This window comes from Arthrobacter sp. MA-N2, from assembly GCF_000517125.1.
In the GTDB taxonomy this organism is placed as follows: Bacteria; Actinomycetota; Actinomycetes; order Actinomycetales; family Micrococcaceae; genus Arthrobacter; species Arthrobacter methylotrophus.
In genome coordinates, this window is the sequence record NZ_KI912155.1 from 1407112 (window position 1) to 1426593 (window position 19482).

Annotated in this window: 13 protein-coding genes and 4 pseudogenes; 6 read left to right on the forward strand and 11 right to left on the reverse strand. The window is 64.0% G+C overall.

What is annotated here, in order from left to right:
* Positions 1-3: 3 nt before the first annotated feature.
* A complete protein-coding gene (locus A3M3_RS0107210; RefSeq protein ID WP_028265785.1) occupies positions 4-1170 on the reverse strand; it encodes a glycoside hydrolase family 76 protein in 1167 nt (388 codons plus the stop codon).
* 109 nt (positions 1171-1279) lie between these two features.
* Between A3M3_RS0107210 and A3M3_RS0107215 the strand changes: the two genes are divergently transcribed.
* Both A3M3_RS0107215 and A3M3_RS0107220 read left to right on the forward strand, forming a co-directional pair.
* Positions 1280-2071, forward strand: coding sequence for an SDR family NAD(P)-dependent oxidoreductase (locus A3M3_RS0107215; protein WP_028265786.1), 792 nt, complete (start codon positions 1280-1282; stop codon positions 2069-2071).
* 47 nt (positions 2072-2118) lie between these two features.
* Positions 2119-3333: an acyl-CoA dehydrogenase family protein gene (locus A3M3_RS0107220; protein WP_028265787.1), complete on the forward strand. Its 1215-nt coding sequence runs from the start codon at positions 2119-2121 to the stop codon at positions 3331-3333.
* Positions 3334-3339: 6 nt separating this feature from the next.
* Here A3M3_RS0107220 and A3M3_RS0107225 read toward each other — a convergent pair whose 3' ends face one another.
* A complete protein-coding gene (locus tag A3M3_RS0107225) occupies positions 3340-4176 on the reverse strand; it encodes a DUF1684 domain-containing protein (RefSeq protein ID WP_028265788.1) in 837 nt (278 codons plus the stop codon).
* A gap of 283 nt (positions 4177-4459) precedes the next feature.
* Between A3M3_RS0107225 and ppc the strand changes: the two genes are divergently transcribed.
* Positions 4460-7258, forward strand: coding sequence for a phosphoenolpyruvate carboxylase (gene ppc / locus A3M3_RS0107230; protein WP_028265789.1), 2799 nt, complete (start codon positions 4460-4462; stop codon positions 7256-7258).
* A 58-nt stretch (positions 7259-7316) separates the two neighbouring features.
* Here ppc and A3M3_RS0107235 read toward each other — a convergent pair whose 3' ends face one another.
* Genes A3M3_RS0107235 through A3M3_RS0107245 form a run of 3 tightly spaced genes read right to left on the reverse strand, consistent with a single transcriptional unit; the run spans position 7317 to position 10345 of the window.
* A complete protein-coding gene (locus A3M3_RS0107235; RefSeq protein WP_028265790.1) occupies positions 7317-8093 on the reverse strand; it encodes an ABC transporter ATP-binding protein in 777 nt (258 codons plus the stop codon).
* Positions 8086-9171: a FecCD family ABC transporter permease gene (locus A3M3_RS0107240; protein ID WP_051422991.1), complete on the reverse strand. Its 1086-nt coding sequence runs from the start codon at positions 9169-9171 to the stop codon at positions 8086-8088. The genes A3M3_RS0107235 and A3M3_RS0107240 overlap by 8 nt, the downstream gene beginning before the upstream one ends.
* Positions 9164-10345, reverse strand: a complete 1182-nt coding sequence (locus tag A3M3_RS0107245) for an ABC transporter substrate-binding protein (protein WP_231497201.1) — start codon at positions 10343-10345, stop codon at positions 9164-9166. The genes A3M3_RS0107240 and A3M3_RS0107245 overlap by 8 nt, the downstream gene beginning before the upstream one ends.
* A 121-nt stretch (positions 10346-10466) precedes the next feature.
* Here A3M3_RS0107245 and A3M3_RS24085 point away from each other — a divergent pair, with 121 nt between their 5' ends.
* From A3M3_RS24085 to A3M3_RS27335, 3 genes and pseudogenes are all read left to right on the forward strand, one after another.
* The gene (locus A3M3_RS24085; RefSeq protein WP_035741475.1) at positions 10467-11240 is read left to right on the forward strand and encodes a DUF6390 family protein; all 774 of its coding nucleotides are present in this window, start codon (positions 10467-10469) and stop codon (positions 11238-11240) included.
* Between the two features lie 317 nt (positions 11241-11557).
* The gene (locus tag A3M3_RS0107255) at positions 11558-11767 is read left to right on the forward strand and encodes a YegP family protein (RefSeq protein WP_028265793.1); all 210 of its coding nucleotides are present in this window, start codon (positions 11558-11560) and stop codon (positions 11765-11767) included.
* Between the two features lie 601 nt (positions 11768-12368).
* A pseudogene (locus A3M3_RS27335) lies at positions 12369-12494 on the forward strand (recombinase family protein); the annotation flags it as partial.
* A gap of 650 nt (positions 12495-13144) precedes the next feature.
* Here the strand turns inward: A3M3_RS27335 and A3M3_RS0107270 are convergent.
* The 6 genes and pseudogenes from A3M3_RS0107270 to A3M3_RS24100 form a co-directional block, all read right to left on the reverse strand.
* Positions 13145-13393 (reverse strand): annotated as a pseudogene (locus tag A3M3_RS0107270) (ATP-binding protein); the annotation flags it as partial.
* 5 nt (positions 13394-13398) lie between these two features.
* Positions 13399-14484: a hypothetical protein gene (locus A3M3_RS0107275; protein WP_028265795.1), complete on the reverse strand. Its 1086-nt coding sequence runs from the start codon at positions 14482-14484 to the stop codon at positions 13399-13401.
* Positions 14485-14577: 93 nt separating this feature from the next.
* The gene (locus A3M3_RS0107280; RefSeq protein ID WP_081736719.1) at positions 14578-16743 is read right to left on the reverse strand and encodes a tyrosine-type recombinase/integrase; all 2166 of its coding nucleotides are present in this window, start codon (positions 16741-16743) and stop codon (positions 14578-14580) included.
* Positions 16743-17825 (reverse strand): tyrosine-type recombinase/integrase, encoded by a 1083-nt coding sequence (locus A3M3_RS26885; protein ID WP_028265797.1) that lies wholly within the window; start codon positions 17823-17825, stop codon positions 16743-16745. The genes A3M3_RS0107280 and A3M3_RS26885 overlap by 1 nt, the downstream gene beginning before the upstream one ends.
* A 57-nt stretch (positions 17826-17882) precedes the next feature.
* Positions 17883-18455, reverse strand: a pseudogene (locus A3M3_RS24095) (ATP-binding protein); the annotation flags it as partial.
* A gap of 68 nt (positions 18456-18523) precedes the next feature.
* Positions 18524-19378: pseudogene (locus A3M3_RS24100) on the reverse strand (Mu transposase domain-containing protein); the annotation flags it as partial.
* Positions 19379-19482: the final 104 nt, after the last annotated feature.

Consider the following 19482-nt stretch of genomic DNA (forward strand, 5'->3'; position numbering starts at 1 on the left):
CAATTACTGGACTCGCGAAGCGGCTTCCAGCACCGTCCATGCCTGCAGTTGCGTGGAGAGTCCGACGGCGGTGCCCGCCGGGTACGTTTCGGTGGCCGGGTGCCGGGGTTCCGTCGAGAACACCAGCCAGCCACCGCCGTCGTGCTTTCCGGACGTCCTGCCGGTAGCGTCGGTGCGCGTGGCGCGCCCCGTCCAGAGCGCCTCCGCGGTGTCGAGCACCAATTGGCGGGCGGTGGCACGGGTAACGGCAGGCAAACGCAGGTCCTTCGCGGCGAGCGCCAAGTAGCGGACCAGGATCCCGGTGAAGAGTCCGCCGTCGCCGGTTCCTTCGCCGCGCAGGACCAGGTTCTCCTGCTGCCTGGGAGACGCTTGCACGGTCAGATGTTCGGCCGCCGAGCCGACGAGGGCGGCTGCGCGTGCCAGGTTCGTTTCTCCACCCAGTTCCAACAAGGCGCCGAGTACCGGGCCTTGGTTGTAGGTGTAGATCTCCTCTGCCAGGACGAGTTTGCCTTCTTGGATTTTGGCACCGTCAAGGTATAGGCCCCGGGCGTGTTCGTAGAGCGTGGAATCGAGCCAGTCCAGCAGCCCTTGGGCACGCTCCGGTTTGCCGGTCCGGGCGAAATACAGGGCTACCGGGGCCGTGGCGGGGGTGTTTTTGAAATCTCGTGTGGTGTTCCAGAAGGTGCCACCACCCATGTGGTCCGTGGAGGCCGACTCGAACTGCGGCGAGAGGCTTTTCTGCAAGCGGGCGTTGCGCCGGCGGCCCGGCTTGTGCGATTTCTCGGCCAAGCCGTCCAGGCGGAGGGCCGCGAGGGCCAGCCATGCCATGTCGTCGTAGTAGCTGTTGACGTAGCGCAGGAAGTTGCGCAAGCGGATGGTGGTGACCAGGCGTGAAGCCAAGGCGCCGGCGCTAGGCCGGGTGGCGCCGTCGAACCTTGATCCCGAAGCCAGCTCGCGCATGCCGGCGTCCACGAGGCAATCGACGTAGTGCGCCTGCCACCAATAGTTCCATGGCTGGAACGGAAATCGGTTCGAGGGGCAGCGCGACGCAGCGAGATGGGTTCCCGGGAGGAACACGAGGCGCCGGCCGAAATGCCGGGTCACCGAGCGTGCGGCGTCGTTGGCCCGGGCGGCCCAAACCGGTGTTTCGGGCGTTCCGGGGGCTGGCATGGTGACAGCTTAACGCGACAGCGTGAACGGCTTGCCCTCCACAGTGCACAATCAACGTGATTCAGTTAACATGCATTAACGGATTTTGGTTCTGCATCAAGGAGGATGGATGGACATCAAGGGCGCAGTGGCGTTGATAACCGGCGGAGCTTCGGGACTGGGGGCAGCAACCGCCAGGCGATTGCTCGACGCCGGAGCATCAGTAGTGCTGCTTGATCTCCGCTCTTCACCGGGTGAGTCCCTCGCTGCCGAACTCAATGCCTCGGGAGCCGAAGGCAAAGCGGTGTTCGTCCCCGCCGACGTCACTAACGAGGATCAGGTACAGGCCGCGGTGGATGCCGCCGTCGCCCTTGGCCCGCTCCGGATCCTGGTCAACTGCGCCGGTATCGCAACCCCGGGCAAGGTGCTCGGCAAGGACGGCGTGCTTCCGCTGGAGAACTTCAACCGGGTCATCCAGATCAACCTCGTAGGTACCTTCAACGTGATCCGCTTGGCCGCAGCCGCGATGGTCCGGAACGAGCCTGCGTCTACCGAGCTCGGCGGTGAAGAACGCGGCGTCATCATCAATACGGCCTCCGTGGCGGCGTTCGACGGCCAGATCGGGCAGCCCGCATATGCCGCGTCCAAGGGGGCGGTGGCCGCCATGACACTACCCCTGGCCCGCGAACTGGCGCGCTCGCTGGTCCGCGTCATGGCCATCGCGCCGGGCATCTTCGAAACCCCCATGCTGGCAGGATTGCCGCAGGATGCCCAACTGTCCCTGGGCCAGCAAGTACCGCACCCCGCCCGTCTGGGCCGGCCCGCCGAATATGCCAACCTGGTGGCGCACATCGTGGAAAACGCCATGCTCAACGGCGAAACCATCCGCCTTGACGGCGCTATCCGGATGGCACCGAAGTGAGCCAGACGCATAAGGCGGCAGCCGGCGTCGGGCGTTCGTCTGGCTCTTTGCCGGACTCTTTGCCGGGGGCGGATTTTTTCGATTTCGAATCGCTCCTCAGCGTCCAGGAACAACGCAAGATCAATGAACTCCGGGAATTCCTTGCCACGGAAATCGCGCCCTACGCCAAGGATTGGTGGGACAAGGCCGAGTTCCCGGCGCACATCCTGCCCAAGCTCGCCGCGCTTCGCCTGAGCACGCCGACCCACCGCGGCTACAGCAACCTGTTCGCCGGGCTCGTCATTGCGGAAATGACCCGCGTGGACACCTCCATTGCCACGTTCTTCATGGTCCACCACGACCTCTTCATCGAAGCGCTCTACGAGTTCGGTTCCAAGGAGCAACAGGACCGATACCTGGACGATGCCTCCAACCTGAGGACCACCGGAGCCTTCGCGCTCACTGAACCTGACCATGGATCCGACGTGGCCGGCGGCATGCAGACGGTGGCCCGTCGGGTCGCCGGGGGAGGCGACGACGGCGGCGACTACTGGGTGCTCAACGGCGCCAAGCGCTGGATCGGCAACGGGACGTTCTGCGACCACGTGCTCGTCTGGGCACGGGACGAGGCCGACGGCGCCATCCGCGGCTTCATCGTGGACGCCACGCTTCCCGGAGTGACGCGAACCAGGATCGAGAACAAGATCGCCCTGCGTACCGTGCAAAACGCCGACATTGTCCTCAAGGACGTCCGGGTCGCCGAGGCGGACCGTTTCGCCGGGGTCAACAGTTTCGCCGATACCAACCACCTGCTGCGCGGTTCCAGGCTCATGGTGGCCTGGCAGGCCGTGGGGCAGCAATTGGCGGCGTTCGACGTCGCCCGGCAGTACGCGCTCGAGCGCCAGCAGTTCGGCCGGCCGTTGGCGAAGTTCCAGCTCATCCAGCAGCAACTGGTGGACATGCTCGGAAATGCCGTGGCCAGCATGGGCATGATGGTGCGGATCGCCCAGCTGCAGGAGGACATGTACACCGACAGCAAGGGAGTGCGGCACGGTGGCGCCCAAATGGCCCAAGTGGCGCTGGCCAAGTCCTATTGCAGTGCCCGCATGCGCGAAACCGTGGCCATGGGCCGGTCCATCCTCGGTGGAAACGGGATTGTGACCGATTATCGGATGGCCAAGATCTTTGCCGACGCCGAGGCGATCTACACGTACGAGGGATCGTTCGAGATCAACTCACTCATCGTGGGCCGGGCCGTGACGGGGGTTTCCGCGATCGTGTGAGGGTCTTTAGACGATCCGTCCCGCCGGCAGTTTCTCCCCGGCTTCGACCGCCACGTCGATCGAGTTTCCCGGCACCGGCATGGGGCACGTGCCGTACGGGGTGAAAGCGCTGGGGTAGTTGATGGCTCGGTTGAAGTCCAGCACGACGGACCCATCGGGCCGGGGGCGTGAGACGGACAGCTTGCGCCATTCGTCCGTGGTGTCGCCGTTCGTTTCGTCGTGGAACGTGACGGTGAGGGCTCCGAGCTTCTCCGCCTCGGCATGCAGGCGCACCTCGTGGGGAAGGCCCGGCGCCCGGAAGACGACTTCGCCCACGGACCGGTGCACCCCGTCCACCAAGGGGTTGGCCGTCCCGATCGGTACATCCACCGGCTCGGGGTAGGGCTCGAAGCGACCCTCGAGCACCCAGGCGGGATTGAACTCGTAGGTGGGCACGGCGTCGAACTCGGTCAACACGGGCGAGGAGTCATCCCTGGTGCGGATGGCGTATTTGTCCGCGCGCATGGCGAGTTCCACCACTACTTGCCTGCCGTCAGTGCCGCCGAATTGCACCCACATGAGCGATTCCTCGTCCTGGAGGGTGGCCGAAATCGTGCCGTCCACGGGAGCTCCCGTTTCCGCGAGCGTGAGCCCGTCCGCCGCGCTCGCGGTGAGGGCCGCCGTCGTACCGTCCGTTGACCAGAGCCCCGGGACGAGTTCGACGGCGGCGGGTGCGGATTCGAGCCACTGGAACGAGGTGAGGGTCAGCCAGCCGTGGTCCGCTGCGAGGGCGGCGTTACGGCCGTTGCGGAAACGCTGCCAGCGTTCCAGCTGGGCATTGCTTGCGGGAGCTGTTGTGCTCATGGTTCCTCCAGCGGCTTGGACGGTGTGTGGTTGCCTTAACCATGCACCTTTCGCCGCCATTCCCGGAACCCAACTGGCTCGCAGTTGTTGTCGTTCTGAGGGCTCAAAACGACAACAACTGCGAGTCAGTTGGGCGGGCGGGTACGGGGGCAGCGACAACATTTGGGACGGATTGCCACCACCGGAAGAGCTGCGGGTAAGATTCCCTAGGAAATATTAGTAATCCGGCTCACAGTATCCAGCGCAGTGTACGGGCCACACACAACGCCAGAAGGTATTTTTCATGGTTGACACTGCACATCTCAGCACCGACCTTGCCGCGGAACTCCGGGCGGACGTCCGCCGCGTCTCCACGCTTCTCGGGGAGTCGTTGGTCCGCCAGCACGGGCCGGAGCTTTTGCAGCTCGTTGAGCAGGTGCGGTTGCTCACCAAGGAATCCAAGGAAGCAGCCCGCGGCGGTGCTGACGCCACAGGCCCCTGGAGCGCGCACGACGTCGTCGCACAGGTCCGGGAGCTGCTCGCCTCATTGCCGCTTGAGGAAGCCACGGAGCTGGTGCGCGCCTTCGCCTTCTATTTTCACCTTGCCAACGCCGCCGAGCAGGTGCACCGCGTCCGCGGGCTGCGCACGCGCAAGGAAAAGGACGGCTGGCTGGCCAAAGCCGTGACGGAGATTGCCGAGGAAGCCGGAACCCAGGCCCTGCAGGACGTCGTCAACGAGCTTGACGTTCGCCCGATCTTCACCGCCCACCCCACCGAAGCCTCCCGCCGTTCCGTGCTGGACAAGGTCCGCAAGCTCTCGGACGTCCTGGCCGAATCCACTCTCGAGGGCACGGCCGCGCGCCGACGCCAGGACCGCCAACTCGCCGAGGTCATTGACCAGATGTGGCAGACCGACGAACTGCGCCAAGTCCGTCCCACCCCCGTGGACGAGGCCCGGAACGCCATCTACTACCTCAGCAGCATCCTGACCGACGCCATGCCGGAAATGCTCACTGACCTAACTGAACTGCTGGGCGAACACGGCGTGGTCCTGCCCCCGCACAACGCCCCCATCCGCTTCGGGTCCTGGATCGGCGGGGACCGCGATGGCAACCCGAACGTCACCGCCTCTGTGACCCGCGAAGTCCTGCAGCTTCAGAACCAGCACGCCGTGCGGATCAGCATCTCCATGATCGACGAACTGATCTCCATCCTCTCCAACTCCACGGCTTTGGTGGACGCGGAAGAGGACCTCCTGGACTCGATCGCCGTCGACCTCAAGAACCTGCCGGGCCTGGACAGACGCGTCCTGGAGTTGAACGCGCAGGAGCCCTACCGCCTCAAGCTGACGTGCATCAAGGCCAAGCTCATCAACACCGGCCGCCGAGTGGCCGCATCCAAATACCACGAAGCCGGCCGCGACTACGCATCAACCTCGGAGCTGCTGGCCGAACTCGAGCTGCTGGAAACCTCGCTGCGCAAGCACTCGGCGGTGCTCGTGGCGGACGGCGCTTTGGCCCGTGTCCGCCGTGCGATCGCCTCCTTCGGGCTGCACTTGGCGACCCTCGACATCCGTGAGCATGCCGATTACCACCACGACGCCGTCGGGCAGTTGATGGACCGGATCGGCGTGGGAACCCCGTACGGCGAGTTGAGCCGCGCCGAGCGCTTCGAGCGGCTGAGCGCGGAGCTGGCTTCCCGCCGCCCATTGTCCGGCCACCCCATCAAGCTCGACGGCGACGGCGACCGCACGTACGACGTCTTCCGCAGCATCCGCCACGCCCTCCAAACCTACGGGCCCGACGTCGTCGAGACCTACATCATCTCCATGACCCGCGGAGCGGACGACGTCCTGGCCGCCGCGGTGCTAGCCCGTGAGGCCGGGCTGATCGACCTTTTTGGCGCGGCTCCCTACGCCAAGATCGGTTTCGCTCCGCTCCTGGAGACCGTGGAAGAACTGCGTGCCTCGGCCGAAATCGTGGACCTGCTGCTCTCCGATCCTTCCTACCGCGAGCTCGTCCGGCTGCGCGACGATGTCCAGGAAATCATGCTGGGTTACTCAGACTCCAATAAGGAATCCGGGGTCATGACCAGCCAGTGGGAGATCCACAAAACCCAGCGCAAGCTGCGCGACGTAGCGGCCAAGCACGGCGTGAACGTCAGGCTGTTCCACGGCCGCGGCGGCTCGGTGGGCCGCGGCGGGGGACCCACTTACGACGCCATCATGGCCCAGCCGAACGGGGTGCTCGAAGGCGCCATCAAGTTCACTGAGCAAGGCGAAGTCATCTCGGACAAGTACTCGCTGCCGGAGCTCGCCCGCGAAAACCTTGAGCTTTCCCTGGCCGCCGTGATGCAGGGCTCCGCGCTGCACCGCACCCCACGCACTTCCGACGACGAGCGCGAACGCTACGGGCAGGTCATGGAGATCATTTCGGACGCCGCGTTTGCCCAGTACCGCACGCTGATCGACGATCCGGACCTGCCCGCGTATTTCCTGGCTTCCACGCCGGTGGAGCAGCTAGGTTCCCTGAACATCGGCTCGCGGCCGTCCAAGCGCCCCGATTCCGGAGCCGGCCTGGGTGGGTTGCGGGCTATCCCGTGGGTGTTCGGTTGGACGCAGTCACGGCAGATCGTCCCGGGCTGGTTCGGCGTGGGCTCAGGGTTAGAGGCCGCCCGCGAAGCAGGCAACTCCGCTGAACTCGCCGAGATGACGAAGCGCTGGCACTTCTTCCAGTCCGTGATTTCCAATGTGGAGATGACCTTGGCCAAGACGGACATGGACATCGCCGGGCACTACGTGTCTTCGCTGGTTCCGGAAGAGCTGCACCACCTGTTCAAGGCAATCCGCGCGGAGTACGATCTCACCGTTGCCGAAGTGGAGCTCTTGAGCGGCGAAACCGAACTCCTGGAAGCCCAGCCGACGCTCAAGCGTTCCCTGGAAATCCGCGACCAATACCTGGACCCCATCAGCTATCTGCAGGTGGAATTGCTGCGCCGCGTCCGCGAAGCCTCCATTTCCGGCGCCGAGATCGACGAACGACTTCAGCGGGCCATGCTCATCACCGTCAACGGAGTGGCCGCCGGCCTCCGCAACACCGGCTAAGCACTTCTTTCCCGGCCGACGCTCGCTCAGCTATGTGGGCTTTTCGGGGAACGCTCACTCACCTATGCGGGCGCTCGCCGGAACGCTCCTGCACCTTTGCTCCGTAGTCCACCACGAGCGTCAAACGGGGCACACCGCCGTCGGAATATGACAGCGTGCTGACCGGAACGCCGTACAGGGACGAAAGCTCGGCATCGGTCAGCAGCTCGGCGGCGCGGCCGGCGCGGGCGCCGGTGCGGCCCAAGAGAACAACCTGACCGGCCAGGTGCATAGCGTGGTCCGGGTGATGGGTACTCAGGAGCAACGCCATGCCGTCGGCCATGAGCTCGCGCAGCAGCGTCAAGACCCTCACCTGGTTCTTCAGGTCAAGCCCGGTGGCCGGCTCGTCCAGGACCAGGAGGGGTGAGCCTGCGGCGATGGCCCGGGCGATGAGGACCAGCTGTTGCTCGCCGCCGCTCAGAGTGGGGAAGAGCCGGTCTTGGAGCTGGGCGGCGCCCACCCGTTCCATTGCGTCCAAAGCGGCGGCACGATCGGCACTTCCCGGCGTGCGGAAGACACCCACATGCCTCGCCCGCCCCATCAGCACCATGTCCAGGGCGCGGTAGGCGAAAGCGCTGCCATGTGCCTGAGGCACGAATCCCGCGCTCTGCTCCCGGAAAACCACCCCTTCCAAGGGTGCCAGCAGCCCGGCAGCGCAGCGCACCAAGGTGGTCTTACCGCTTCCATTAGGTCCCAACACCGCGGTTGCCGTGCCCGGGGACACCCTGAAGCTCACGTCGCGAAAGACCCATTTCCGCTGGTTGTAGCCAAAGCCCACTTGGTCCAGTTCAAGCACTCTCCCAGATCCTTTCGCGGTTACGGCGAAGGAGCAGGAAGAAGACTGGTGCGCCGATCAAGGCGGTGAGGACGCCTAACGGGATTTCACCGGCGGTCGCCGTCCGCGCCACGGTGTCCACCAGGACGACGTAGGCCGCACCCAGCAGGAAGGACACGGGAAGCAAGATGCGGTGATCGGGACCCACCCACATGCGGGCCAGATGCGGAACCACGAGACCAACCCAGCTCACAGCGCCGCTGACCGCGACCGCTCCAGCCACGATCAGGGCCACCGCGAGCAGCACCACCCAGCGCAGCGGCCGCGGCCGCACGCCCAAGGCCGCGGCGTCGTCGTCGCCCAAGGAGAGCACGTTGATCCGCCAGCGCAGGGCAAAGAGTACGACGGCGCCGCCCAGGATGGGGACCACGGCAACTAGCACTTTGGTGAAGGTAGCCGTGGCAACGCTGCCGAGCAGCCAGAACACGATGGCGGGCAGGGTGGTGTTGGGGTCCGCGACATACGTCACCAATGCGACCAGGGCCGAGAAGAACGAGCCGGTCACCACACCGCCGAGCACGACCATCAACATCGGCGTTCCCCCGCGGCCCGAGGTGATCAGGAACAAGGTTGCGAGAGCGATCAGCCCGAACGCGAATGACCCGGTGACGAGGAGTGCGGATTCCAGACCCAGGAGGAGCGCGAGTGCACCACCGAAGGATGCTCCGGCAGAGACGCCGATGATTTCGGGGCTGACGAGGGGGTTGCGGAATACGGCCTGCAGGGCTGCGCCGCCGAGCGCCAGGCCGCCGCCCACCAGCGCCGCCAGGAGGATCCGCGGCATCCGCACGAGGAGCACGATGTTCTGTTCCGTGGCGTTCGCTTCGGTAGGAAACGGGGCGATCCGGGAGGTCAGGATCTCGATGACGTGCCCGAGCGGAACGCTGTAGCGACCGAGCGCTAGCGCTACAAGTCCTGTGGTGACAAGGAACAGAGCAGCAAGGGCGAGGGGAACGACGGCGGCCGGTTCGCGCCGCTGGTCGCGCGGCTTGGCTCGGTCGTGACGACGCAGGCGGGGAGGGCTGGTTTCATCAAGCATTGAATTGCTGGTAGTTGGCGGATGCGCTGTTGTTGGTGGTCCACAGGATTTTGTCCAACTCGGCGGCCGTGGGCTGGTGGTTGTAGAGGAAGCTGAAGTATTCGCTCACCGTGCTCCGCAGCGGCGACTTTTCCTGCGGGAAGGCGATGTCGGCGAGCCAGTGCCACATGAGCGGCGATTCCTGGCCGGGGGGATCCCAGCGGTACCCGCCGAGGGGCACTTTGTAGACCCGGCGCGAGCGGACCGCGGAAACGTTCTGCCACACGGGGTCAGCGTAGATGTCTTGGGGCATCGCGTTGTCGAAATTGCCCAGAAGTATGACCTCAGGATCCCACTTGAGCACCTGTTCCACGTCCAGGCCGATCATCCCCGAGCCTGGCAACGGGTCTTTTCCGGTGGCGGTGTTGGTGGCCCCGATGAGCTTGATGTAGAAGTCGTTGTAGCTGTTGGCCCCTGCAACTTTGAGGCCGCCCGTGAACCTGTTGAAGTACAGAATGCTCGGGCCTTTGCTGGTGCGTGCAGCTGCCTGTGAGGTGATAGCGGCCAGTTCCTGGTCACTCCTGGCCTTGATCTGGACGGCACGCTCGGGCTTTCCCAGCATTGCGGCGAACATCGCGATCCAGGCGTCGACGTCTTGTTGCGTACCGGTGTTTTTCAGGCCGACGACGGTGAGTCCTGCCTTCTCGAGCGGCTCGACGAGCTGCGCATCAGACCATTGGATCACGACGTCGGGATTCAGCGCCCGCACGCTCTCTACGTTCGGGGTGAAATCCTGCGCGGCGATGTCGTGGGGGATATCGAGGGCGTGGGGAAACATGGTTCCCATGACGCCGTCGCGCATGGCCACCCACGAAACGTTGTGCATGGCGGCCAAGTGGTCCGAGCTCTGGTCCACGGCGACGAGAAGGGAGGCCGCCGGCATCGGAATGGTGACAACCCGCGTGACGGGACGCGCAAACGTAGCCGTCTTGCCGCGTTGGTCAGTCACGCTGATGCTCGGGGCGGTGGAAGCGGACGGCTGGGTGGAAGCGGACGACGGCGGCGCGGAGCCGGCTGGTCCGTTACATCCGGCCAGGAACGCTGCGGAGCCGCCGGCCACGAGGATTTGGAGGGCAGTGCGGCGGTCTAGCTCGGAGGATCCCATGTTTTGACCCGTCTGTGCGTCGGTCTTCACAGCATCCGCTCGTAGCGTTTGGGTGTCAACGATTTTGCCGTCGCAAGCCGAGCGCGAATCCCTTGTCCCGGGTCTGCCCCGGTGCTAGTTTCAAGGGACCCTTGCAGAAGGTGGCCACGCGATGATCGCCGATGGTGCGCAGTTGTTCGTCCGCTACGCTTATCCTCCGAATGCCCGGGGCAGCTGCGGGCCCCCGGACAGTGATGCGCTGCTGCACTACGGCCAGTCCGGCGTCACTGATCAGGGACTGCGGGAACTGGCCAAGGGTTTCGCGGGGGCGTGGCCGTACTTGGAACTCATAGCGGGTTCCATAGGGATAGTTGACCCGCTTGATGCCCGCGTGGTGGAGGCTTATTGGGTGGGCAACAGCCTGTTGGATTCCGTGGGCATCAGGAACATCGGGAATTCGATGGAGGATCGCTTCCGGGCCCGCACTGGCCTGCAGTTCCCGCACTTGGTGGAGGGCGTCCTGGCAGGTGGAGTGCCGCACCACAGTTTCCACGTCTTTGAGATCTATCCCTGGCTGGGATTGCTCCGCGATGAGCGGCGGTATGCAACTGCTTTGAACGTCCTGGACCGGTGCCGAATCCGCTGGGGCGAGGTCCTGGCCATCACTGGCGACGAGGCTGTAGTTAGCTCGAGGCCGCTCGTGTGGGACGGAGTAACGCTGGGCGTAGGCGAACCCGTGGTGGAATCCGCCAAATTTGCCGTCAACGGAACCGGATTCATCGCCGGGCTGAGCGTTGGCGACACCGTCTCACTGCACTGGGACTGGGTATGTGACCGGATCACTCCGCATCAACTCCAGCAGCTCAAGCACTTCACTGCGCGCCACCTCAAGATCGCCAACACCGGTGTTGAACACCGTGGCGCCGCGATCGCGCTGGAACGTTAGGTGCGAAGGCAAGGGAATCGCGTTTTGTCGTCTGTGACTGTTAGTTCGAGGGGCGGGTAACACCAAATTCCTGGGCGATCTGTTCGACCGTAGCCGGGCTTATGCTGCGCGGCGAGAGCCGGTCGGTGCATTTCAAAACTCACAGCCAAGCTCCCATTTCTCCGTCATTTCGGACGGGGTTCCGGCTATTCATTCGATGTGAGGGATGACGGCGGCATGCTTGGCATCGTCACGTATGCCCGGGCCGGAAACACCTCGGCAAACACAAGACCCCAACGTGGAACACCATGCTGAGGGAAAACCAAGGGAGAACCGCAATGACCTCTCAATTCAATCTCCACCTTGACGCGGACGCTGGTCTGCGGTTCGAACTCGTCACCGGAAATGGGGACGTACTCCTCACCTCCAAGGCTTTCGAGGACGAGGACGCAGCAATCGCAGCGATCTGGTCGGTGCGCGAGGCAGCGGCCAAAGGGCGCATCGTTGATCTCACCGGATCGGTACCGGAAAACCACCTTTCCGACTAAGCCATGGTCCCGGGCCTGAACCAATCGATCCCCGACGATGTCCTGAACACCGTCACGCTCCAAGAAAGCTTGTGAAGGCGCGCAGGGAGAAACATTCATATGGGTCGAATTGACCGTTTGTGGGACTGTCGCGAGGATGGATGCTCGTGTCATCCCCCCGCCTGTGACTAGCGCTGAGTTTCATACCATGAGGTTGTGAACGCGGTAACCTCGAAGCGTGCTCCGCGCGCGGACGCGGCAGCAGCCGCGATCGATAGGGTCGGTGTACCGTCAGGAACAAGTCCCCGCGGCGCCGGAGATCACGTACCAGAGTCTTCGTCGCACCCCATGGAGACTCAGCGACTCGTTTGAGGAGAGATGACAACAGTGGGAATCACCCCAGGCGCCTTGGTCGCAGTCTTTGTCACCCTGTTCGTGGTCTTTGTCGCTTTGTACGTCGTCCGCCGAAGGAAGTGACCACTCGGCGGCCAAGTCCCTCAGCCCGCGTTCACAACCTCACGGGAAGAACAGCTAAGGAATCTGATTATCCGGAAATTCATTACCGACAGTTTGACCGCGATGGCGGGGTCCTCGCTTTCGCGAGCGTAATCGCTGCGAACTCGTGCACCTGAGGTCCATCTCGGACGGCATCGACCCGGCGACCTCGACCAGCCGAATGATGCTGAACATGCTCGCGACCTTGGCCGAGTACGAGCGCGAGCTGATCGTAGAACGCGCCAACGCCGGGTGAGTATGTCAACTAGTTTCAGGACCACTGAGACGGCTTGAACCAGGACCACCCACTACCCTGCTGGCCTGAGTGCTGGACCTTGCCACCTCGGGAGGCGGCGGGCGCAGCAGGCTAAGGCTTCCGCGGTTCAAGCAGACCATGAACGAACTGCCATACTCTGACCATGGCCGTTTACTTTGAGTGCACGACACGGGCGAGCACGCCCCAATCGGAACTGTTTGACCGTGCCCGGAGTATCGACGCCCACAAGGACTCGATGGCGCAGTCTCGTGAGGAGGCGGTAGCCGGCGTCACGTCCGGGCTCATCTCTTTGGGTGAGGAAGTCACGTGGCGAGCCTGGCACTTCGGCGTTCCGCTTCACATGACGAGCCGGATCACCGAGATGGAGTCGCCGAACTATTTTGTGGATGAGCAGGTCAAAGGTCCGTTTCGGCGGTTTCGTCACGTCCATGAGTTCAGTCAGGATCCGGCGGGCACCACGATGATTGATCGGATCGAGTTCGCGGCACCGTTCGGCCCCATAGGGCGTCTGGTGGAGAGGCTGGTGCTGGCCCGCTACCTTCAAAAGCTAATCGAGACGCGGAATCGGCACCTTACCGAGGATCCCACTCGCGGACAGTTCGTGTCAGTAGTCCAAGGGCACCCGGCTAACCTCCGGTTTGTTGGGCGATGGTGTGGGCGAGTCGGTAAGAGTCTGTCCCGGTTTCGATGGTGGGGCCATTGAACGTAAGCTTGTCCACGATCGCGGCGCACAACCTGGGGTCGGTGAAGGTCTTCGTCCACCCGGAGAACGATTCGTTGCTTGCGATGGCGATGGAGTTCTTCTCTTCGCGTTCGGTGAGGACCTGGAAGAGGAGTCCGGCGCCGCGGCGGTCCAGTTCCATATAGCCGAGTTCTTGTCTTAAGAGTCCGTGGCTGAAGCAGCCCCCGCGAGGGAGGCGAGGGCATGGTCAAGATCTGCCACTGGATGCTTTGCGTGCTCGCTAAGCCAGGTCAAGATGGGCACCAGGTAGAAGTTTAAGATCCATGTCCTAATGTCCAAATCGAGCTTCGCAGCGTCGCGGGCGACTCCCGTCGAGGGGTCCCGCATGAGTCCACCGTGGGCGTAGTCGGATCGCGCGTCGTACCAGTCCATTAGCTGGATCCATTCCAGACACAGCCGCTCGGTCGTATCTGTCCCGTTCACGAGCTTCTTCAGAATCGTTCGGTGGCCGTTGTCCGCGGGGTCCTGCTTTAGCGCCTTGCAGATGTTTCGGTCGCGTCCGCAGAGAGAGTCATTTAGCCGACCACAACCGAAGAACGCACCGCGGCGGGCAAAGTGAAATGTCTGCGCACTCGTGGAACGGTCTGTGATCATGGCTTCCAAGGCTTGGACCCAGTGCATCACGTTCACGCTGTGGTTAAGCCCGATCAGAGCCTGGGACATGAGCTCTATTCCAACCGCAGCCTTGCTTTCAGCGCCCTCCGACGGAGTCAGGGTGGCTATGGCATCCGATGCAAAGGCGAATGCCTTTGACGATCGAAATTCCTCGAGAATCTTTTCCGGTATCTCCACGCCTAGGACATGACCGTCCCTGTGCCAGCCCGGGGTGACATGTTCCCGTGTGCGTTGCAGAAACGATGTGTTGGCTGTCGACGTCTGCCCTGGGAGCCCGAACGCTGGATGAGCTGCTCCCATCCGTCCCTGATAGTGATAGAAGAGGCGCAACAAATGGATGGCATTATCGGTCAAGGAAAAGGCTTCATCGCGTGAGTTCGCGGAAACCTCATAGAACGAACTCGCTGCGAGGTCCTCTAGAAATCTGCTGTGCCGCTCGTGTTGATGCTTGAATTTGTCGAGGCCAGGATCCAACGGGGGAATCTTGTTCGGCGCGTCGGCGCCGGGGATGAACGAGCCGGCTCCGATCTTGATCGCTGAGGAAATACGTAGCCCTTCCACGGGGAAGTAGAAAACAACGTCATCTCCGGGCTGTTCGCTTTCGACCATGGATGAACCCTAGCGCGCCGGCGGACGGACCCATCCAACGCCGGACCGGGCAGGAACGTCCTGTGGCCGGTGGGTGCGGGGCCGCACGGACTCTTATCCGGCTGATTCGAGGGCGTGGGCTACGTCGTCGTCGAGTTCTTGGGCTCGGTGGAGTGCACTGCGGAGCCGTTCGATCTCGAGCTCCCGGGCTGCGATCTGTCCTGAGGGTTCTCCTGTTTCGCGTGCTTTGGCCAGGGCGCGGGTGTGGGAGGCGATCATTCGGCGAAAAACGGGTGCGGCGGATTTCTTTGGTTGCGCGTGGGTGCATCCGAGGCAGACGAGACCGCGGCTGCAGTGCTCGCCTGTCGGTAGCGCGCAAAGGTGTGTGCCCATGTCACGGAGGCTGCAGCTTGCGCTGAATGCTCTCCATTCCTCGGCGGTTGGTGCCCGGAGCGCGGCGTCGTCGTAGATGTCTGTGTAGAGTCCGCGCATGCTGGCCCGGTAGCCTTCGACGATGGTGTCGGGGTAGGTCTTGGCGTAGATCATTACTGTGTCGATGCCGGCATGGCCGAGCAGGGCCGCGATGACGTGCACCGGGGTGTTGTTATTCAGGTGTTCCGTGGCGAAAGCCCGCCTGCAGTCGTGTGGAGACAGCCGCAGCGGTGCCCCGTCCGCGTGCCGCGCGCCAGCTTCTACTGAGAGTGCTTGGAGCCGTTGGCGCACTGCCTGGATCGACATCGCGCTTGGATGGCCTGACCCCTGCAGCAGGTATGGAGCGGTGGGCAGTGGAACTTTGGCGCTCTCGTCACGGCGGTCGCATGGCGGCACTGCATCGGAGCGGTAGAACCCTTTGACGTGGGCGATGATTTCGGCGATCACGCGCCCGAGGCCGTCGCCGATCGGGATGACCCGTGCCCGGTCGTACTTCGACGGCTTGATGTGGAGCATGTAGTAGACCCGGCCGTCGGGAAGATGGCGTTTGAGCACGTCGAGCGTCGTTAGCTCACACGCTTCTTCGACCCTCAGACCGCTGGTCAGGAGCAGTTCGAGCAATGCCCAATCCCAGAACCGGTCGCGTTCGGCCCTTAGGGCTTTCCGGTCGCCCGGACCGGTCTCGAGCTGCTGTGCGGCTTCGTGCCAGCGGCGCAAAGCGAAAGCGCGGATGTTCGGGATCTCGCGGCTCAGGTCCATTACCGTTGCTGTCATTCGTGCCGTGGTTCGAGCCCGTGCAGCGGCGAACCCACCATCATTAAGATCGTGCGTCGTCAGCGGGACCACTGTAGGCACGTGGCCAGCGAGCTCGGAGCCTGGTTCGGTGCCCCACGTGCACAAGTCGGTGAAGAACGACCGGACATCCACAAGCCAGTCGTAGGTGGTTGTCCGGTCGGCAGTGCCCTTCGTTGCCGTGCTCCGCTGGACGGTTCGGGCGGTAGCCAGCGCCCAGGGCACGAATCCGCGTGCGTGCCGCGGAAGGACGTTCCGGCACTCGGTGACCTCGGGATGTTCTTCCCTCAGGTATTTCCAGAAGTAGGCCAGGGAGCGGATCTTCGTCCGGAGCGTGCTGTAGTTGGCGCTGATGCGCTGTGAGTAGGCATTCATGTAAGCGACGGTGACCGCCTGGAATGGCTCCGGAACACCGGCTTGAACCAGTTCCGGGATCGATCGGGGAGGTCGCGCCTTATGGCGCGTTGTGCCGCGTCGCGGCGACCGGTCGAAGACGCCAAGCAGGCACAACGCCGCATCCAGAATGTCGGTGCCGTTTGCACCTTTGCTGGGTATCCGCAGGTCATCGTCGGTCAGCTCGGACAGGCTGTCGTAGTCGCACGCGACCATTAGCCGCAGGGCAGTGCGGACCGCCCTTGACCGCCCCTTCGGCGACGCCCATGAGATCTGCCCGCAGGCAACAATCAGGCGCTCCCTCGCCTGCCGCAGCGGATCCTCCGGTGGCAGGACCCGCACCCAAGTCTCGACTCTCACGGCGGCTGCCATGGCCCAGCTCGGGCGCACGAATCGTCCCATAAACAGCGCCCTGCCACGTTCGGGCGAGTGTCGGATGAGATCCGGTTCGATGACTTCCCACCATTGCTGCAGCGTCGCACACCCAGCAGGCGGAGACTTCAGGAGCCGTTCAGTCGCCTGGCGGGCCTCACGCCGACGCCGCGGATCCCACTCCCACGATTCGATGGCCAGAACCACCGGATCCATCACCACTTTGGGATCGAACGGCTCATTCCTGAGCTCCCGGGCCGGGCGCATCCCGGTCCCCGAAAGCGCCTCCATCACCGCTGCCCCTGCAAAGAGTCCAGGGCCGCGATGGTCTGCGGCGAATAGGCGAACGCATACCGCTCCCCGGCGTGCACGACGTCGAGGTGAGCCCTGCGCTGCCGGCGCGCGGTCTCGACAAGCGCCTCCAACATTGCCCGTTCGTCGACATGTGCATACTCATCGACGGTGGTGGAGATACTACGATGCCCCAAGATCTCCTGGGCCACGTGGGGGCCCGCGACGTCGACCAGCATCTGCGCAACAGTATGACGGAGCATGTGCGGAGTCGCGTGCACTCCGATCCGTGCAGTGGCCGCCCGGAACGCAGCCTCAAACGCCGGGTAGGCAAGTGGCCGGCCGGCCGCCTGACGGCGGCCTACCCACAATGCCTGCGTTGAGGTCTTGCCCCGCTCATCGGTGAAGTATTCATCCAGCAGCGGCCACCAGTCATCGGTCACGGGCACCCGGTGCTCGTCCCGTGCACCTTTGAGCAGGACTGTGATCGTGCGGCGACGCCGGTCGACATCGCAAAATCGCATTCCAAGAACACCGTGTCGGCCGTGCTCTCCGCTCCAGTCGCCGATCCGCTGGCCCGTGCGGAGCAGGAGCGTCACGATTGCCCGATCGCGGGCGCAGGCCTGCGCCACGGCGATCCTTTCGGCGACCGCCGGGTCGAGGTCCTTCGGAAGCACGCGAGGCTCCCGGCGACGGAATTCCAACCGAGCGCCGCGGGTGGGCAGCTCCCGGCCCCGCATTCCGTGAAGCGGCCCGGCCTCACCGGTCGGGACTGGGTTCTCTCGTTCGCCCCAGCGCCCGCTTCCGTTCTGTCGATCCCGCTGGATCAGGAATCCATAGAACGCCGCAAGGGCGGCGAGCCGGTGGTTCACGGTCCGGGCGGCCCTCGGCTGAGCTGACCGGTCAAGGCCAGCTGCGAACGCACCGATATAGTCGCCGATCAGCGGCTTGGTCACTTCATCCGGCGACTTCGGACTCAGCCATCGTCGGAAGTGTTTCACCCCAAGACCGTACGACCTGACCGTGTAGCTGCTGCGGCCCATGACAACCAGCCACTCCACGAACTGCTCAACATCATCCACGCACGGCCTCCGATCGTTGATACCGGAAAGCCCATCAGCCACAGACTCTTAAGACAAGACCTCGTCGATGTAGAGCAGGTCCACGCGGCCGTAGCGGGCGATGGTTTTGGCCAGCATCTTTTCGTCGGCGGCTTCGACGAGTTCGTTCACGAGCCTGGTCGCCAGGGTGTATTTCACCTGGTAGCCTTTCTGGGCCGCGGCGGTGCCAAGGCCGATGAGCAGGTGGGATTTTCCAGTCCCCTAGTCCCCGATGAGGCAAAGTGGTGCGCCTTTGCGGATCCAGTCCCCGGTCGCGAGGGTGTGAATAGTGGCGGGGTTGATGTTCGGGTTCGCGTCGAAGTCGAAGTCGCCAAGCCATTTGTCCCGGGGGAAGTTGGCGGCTTTGACGCGGCGGATGGAGGAGCGCCGGTCCCGGTCATCACACTCGGCCAGCAGCTCGCGAAGGAACCCCTGATAGCTCAGTTGTTCCTTCCCCGCAACGGTGAGCGCTTCATCGAGCACCGCCCGGACGGTGGGCAGCCGCAGCCGGCGGCAGGCCTGGTCCACGGCCGCGACAGCGGCCTGTTCGGTCAGGTCGCGCCGCCGGCGCAGGGTCGGGGTGATGGTGGTGGCCGGTGCGGTGGGACTCATGAGATGTTCTCCTTCGACGCTGTTCCTGCGGGGTGTTCGGTGCGTTTGGCCAGCAGCTCGTCGTACGGAGGGGTCCATGATCCGGCGCTGGGTGAGACTGACAACCCGTTGCACATTCACTTCATCGTGAGCACCGGGATGACGGTCCGAACCGGACCCACCCCCAGAAGCAACCGTTGCGTGTCTGCGGGCTTCGACTGCGACGACGTCGGCACTGACAGCACCCACTCCCAGCGCCGCAGTGATGCCTGCCTGGACATCGGATGCGTCCATGGATCGGTGGAGCAGCAGGACGTCGATGAGTTCACGGGTCCCGTCGGCGTCGTCGTTGACCCGGCGGGAGGCAGCCCAGAAAGCCTCATGGGCGCTGGTGAACGCACCCGACTCCCGCGCCCGGGCCAGAGCGGTGGAACCTGGCAGCGCGCCCGGTTTGGTCTTGAGGACCTCCAGATAATGGTCCAGCTGGACCGACTGCCCACATTTGGCAACGATCCGCGGATGCCTGGCGGCCACGGCACGGCCGTCGAACACCACGACCTCGGACGCCCGCAAGGAGACCCGGACCTTCCTGCCGATGAACCGGGCTGGGACGGAATACTTCACCATCCGCACCGTGACCATCGAGGACCGGTCCACCCGCGGTGTCAGCATCAGGTCCGGATCAAAGACCTCTGCCGGCAGCAGCGCCAGGAACGGCTGCTCGGCGGCGAAGTCCTGGCCGATGGTGCGGATCCTGTCATTGATCCGCCGTCCATCGTCCTGGACTTCCCATTCCCGGATCCGGTCGTTGAGCTCATCCAGGGACCCAGCGACCGGCATCGGCGAGAGCCGGTTGCGTCGGAACCAGCCCACCTCGCCCTCAACCCCGCCTTTTCGTGCGCCCCTGCAATACCGGGCTGGCAATAGAAAGCATCAAACCCGTATTCTCTGAACTCGCTCGAAAGGGATGGCTGGCGCTGTCGGTGATGATCAAATTTTCTTGGCGGAGGGCAACCCGAGAGAGACAGTCGGTTGGCCCGTCCGGCGC

What these genes read in the sequence shown, in the direction of transcription:
- A3M3_RS0107240 (WP_051422991.1), bottom strand. Translation starts at nt 9,171, where the DNA reads ATGCTTGATGAAACCAGCCCTCCCCGCCTGCGTCGTCACGACCGAGCC.
- A3M3_RS0107280 (WP_081736719.1), bottom strand. Translation starts at nt 16,743, where the DNA reads ATGGAGGCGCTTTCGGGGACCGGGATGCGCCCGGCCCGGGAGCTCAGG.
- A3M3_RS0107255 (WP_028265793.1), top strand. Translation starts at nt 11,558, where the DNA reads ATGACCTCTCAATTCAATCTCCACCTTGACGCGGACGCTGGTCTGCGG.
- A3M3_RS0107215 (WP_028265786.1), top strand. Translation starts at nt 1,280, where the DNA reads ATGGACATCAAGGGCGCAGTGGCGTTGATAACCGGCGGAGCTTCGGGA.
- A3M3_RS24085 (WP_035741475.1), top strand. Translation starts at nt 10,467, where the DNA reads ATGATCGCCGATGGTGCGCAGTTGTTCGTCCGCTACGCTTATCCTCCG.
- ppc (WP_028265789.1), top strand. Translation starts at nt 4,460, where the DNA reads ATGGTTGACACTGCACATCTCAGCACCGACCTTGCCGCGGAACTCCGG.
- A3M3_RS0107225 (WP_028265788.1), bottom strand. Translation starts at nt 4,176, where the DNA reads ATGAGCACAACAGCTCCCGCAAGCAATGCCCAGCTGGAACGCTGGCAG.
- A3M3_RS0107210 (WP_028265785.1), bottom strand. Translation starts at nt 1,170, where the DNA reads ATGCCAGCCCCCGGAACGCCCGAAACACCGGTTTGGGCCGCCCGGGCC.
- A3M3_RS0107275 (WP_028265795.1), bottom strand. Translation starts at nt 14,484, where the DNA reads ATGGTCGAAAGCGAACAGCCCGGAGATGACGTTGTTTTCTACTTCCCC.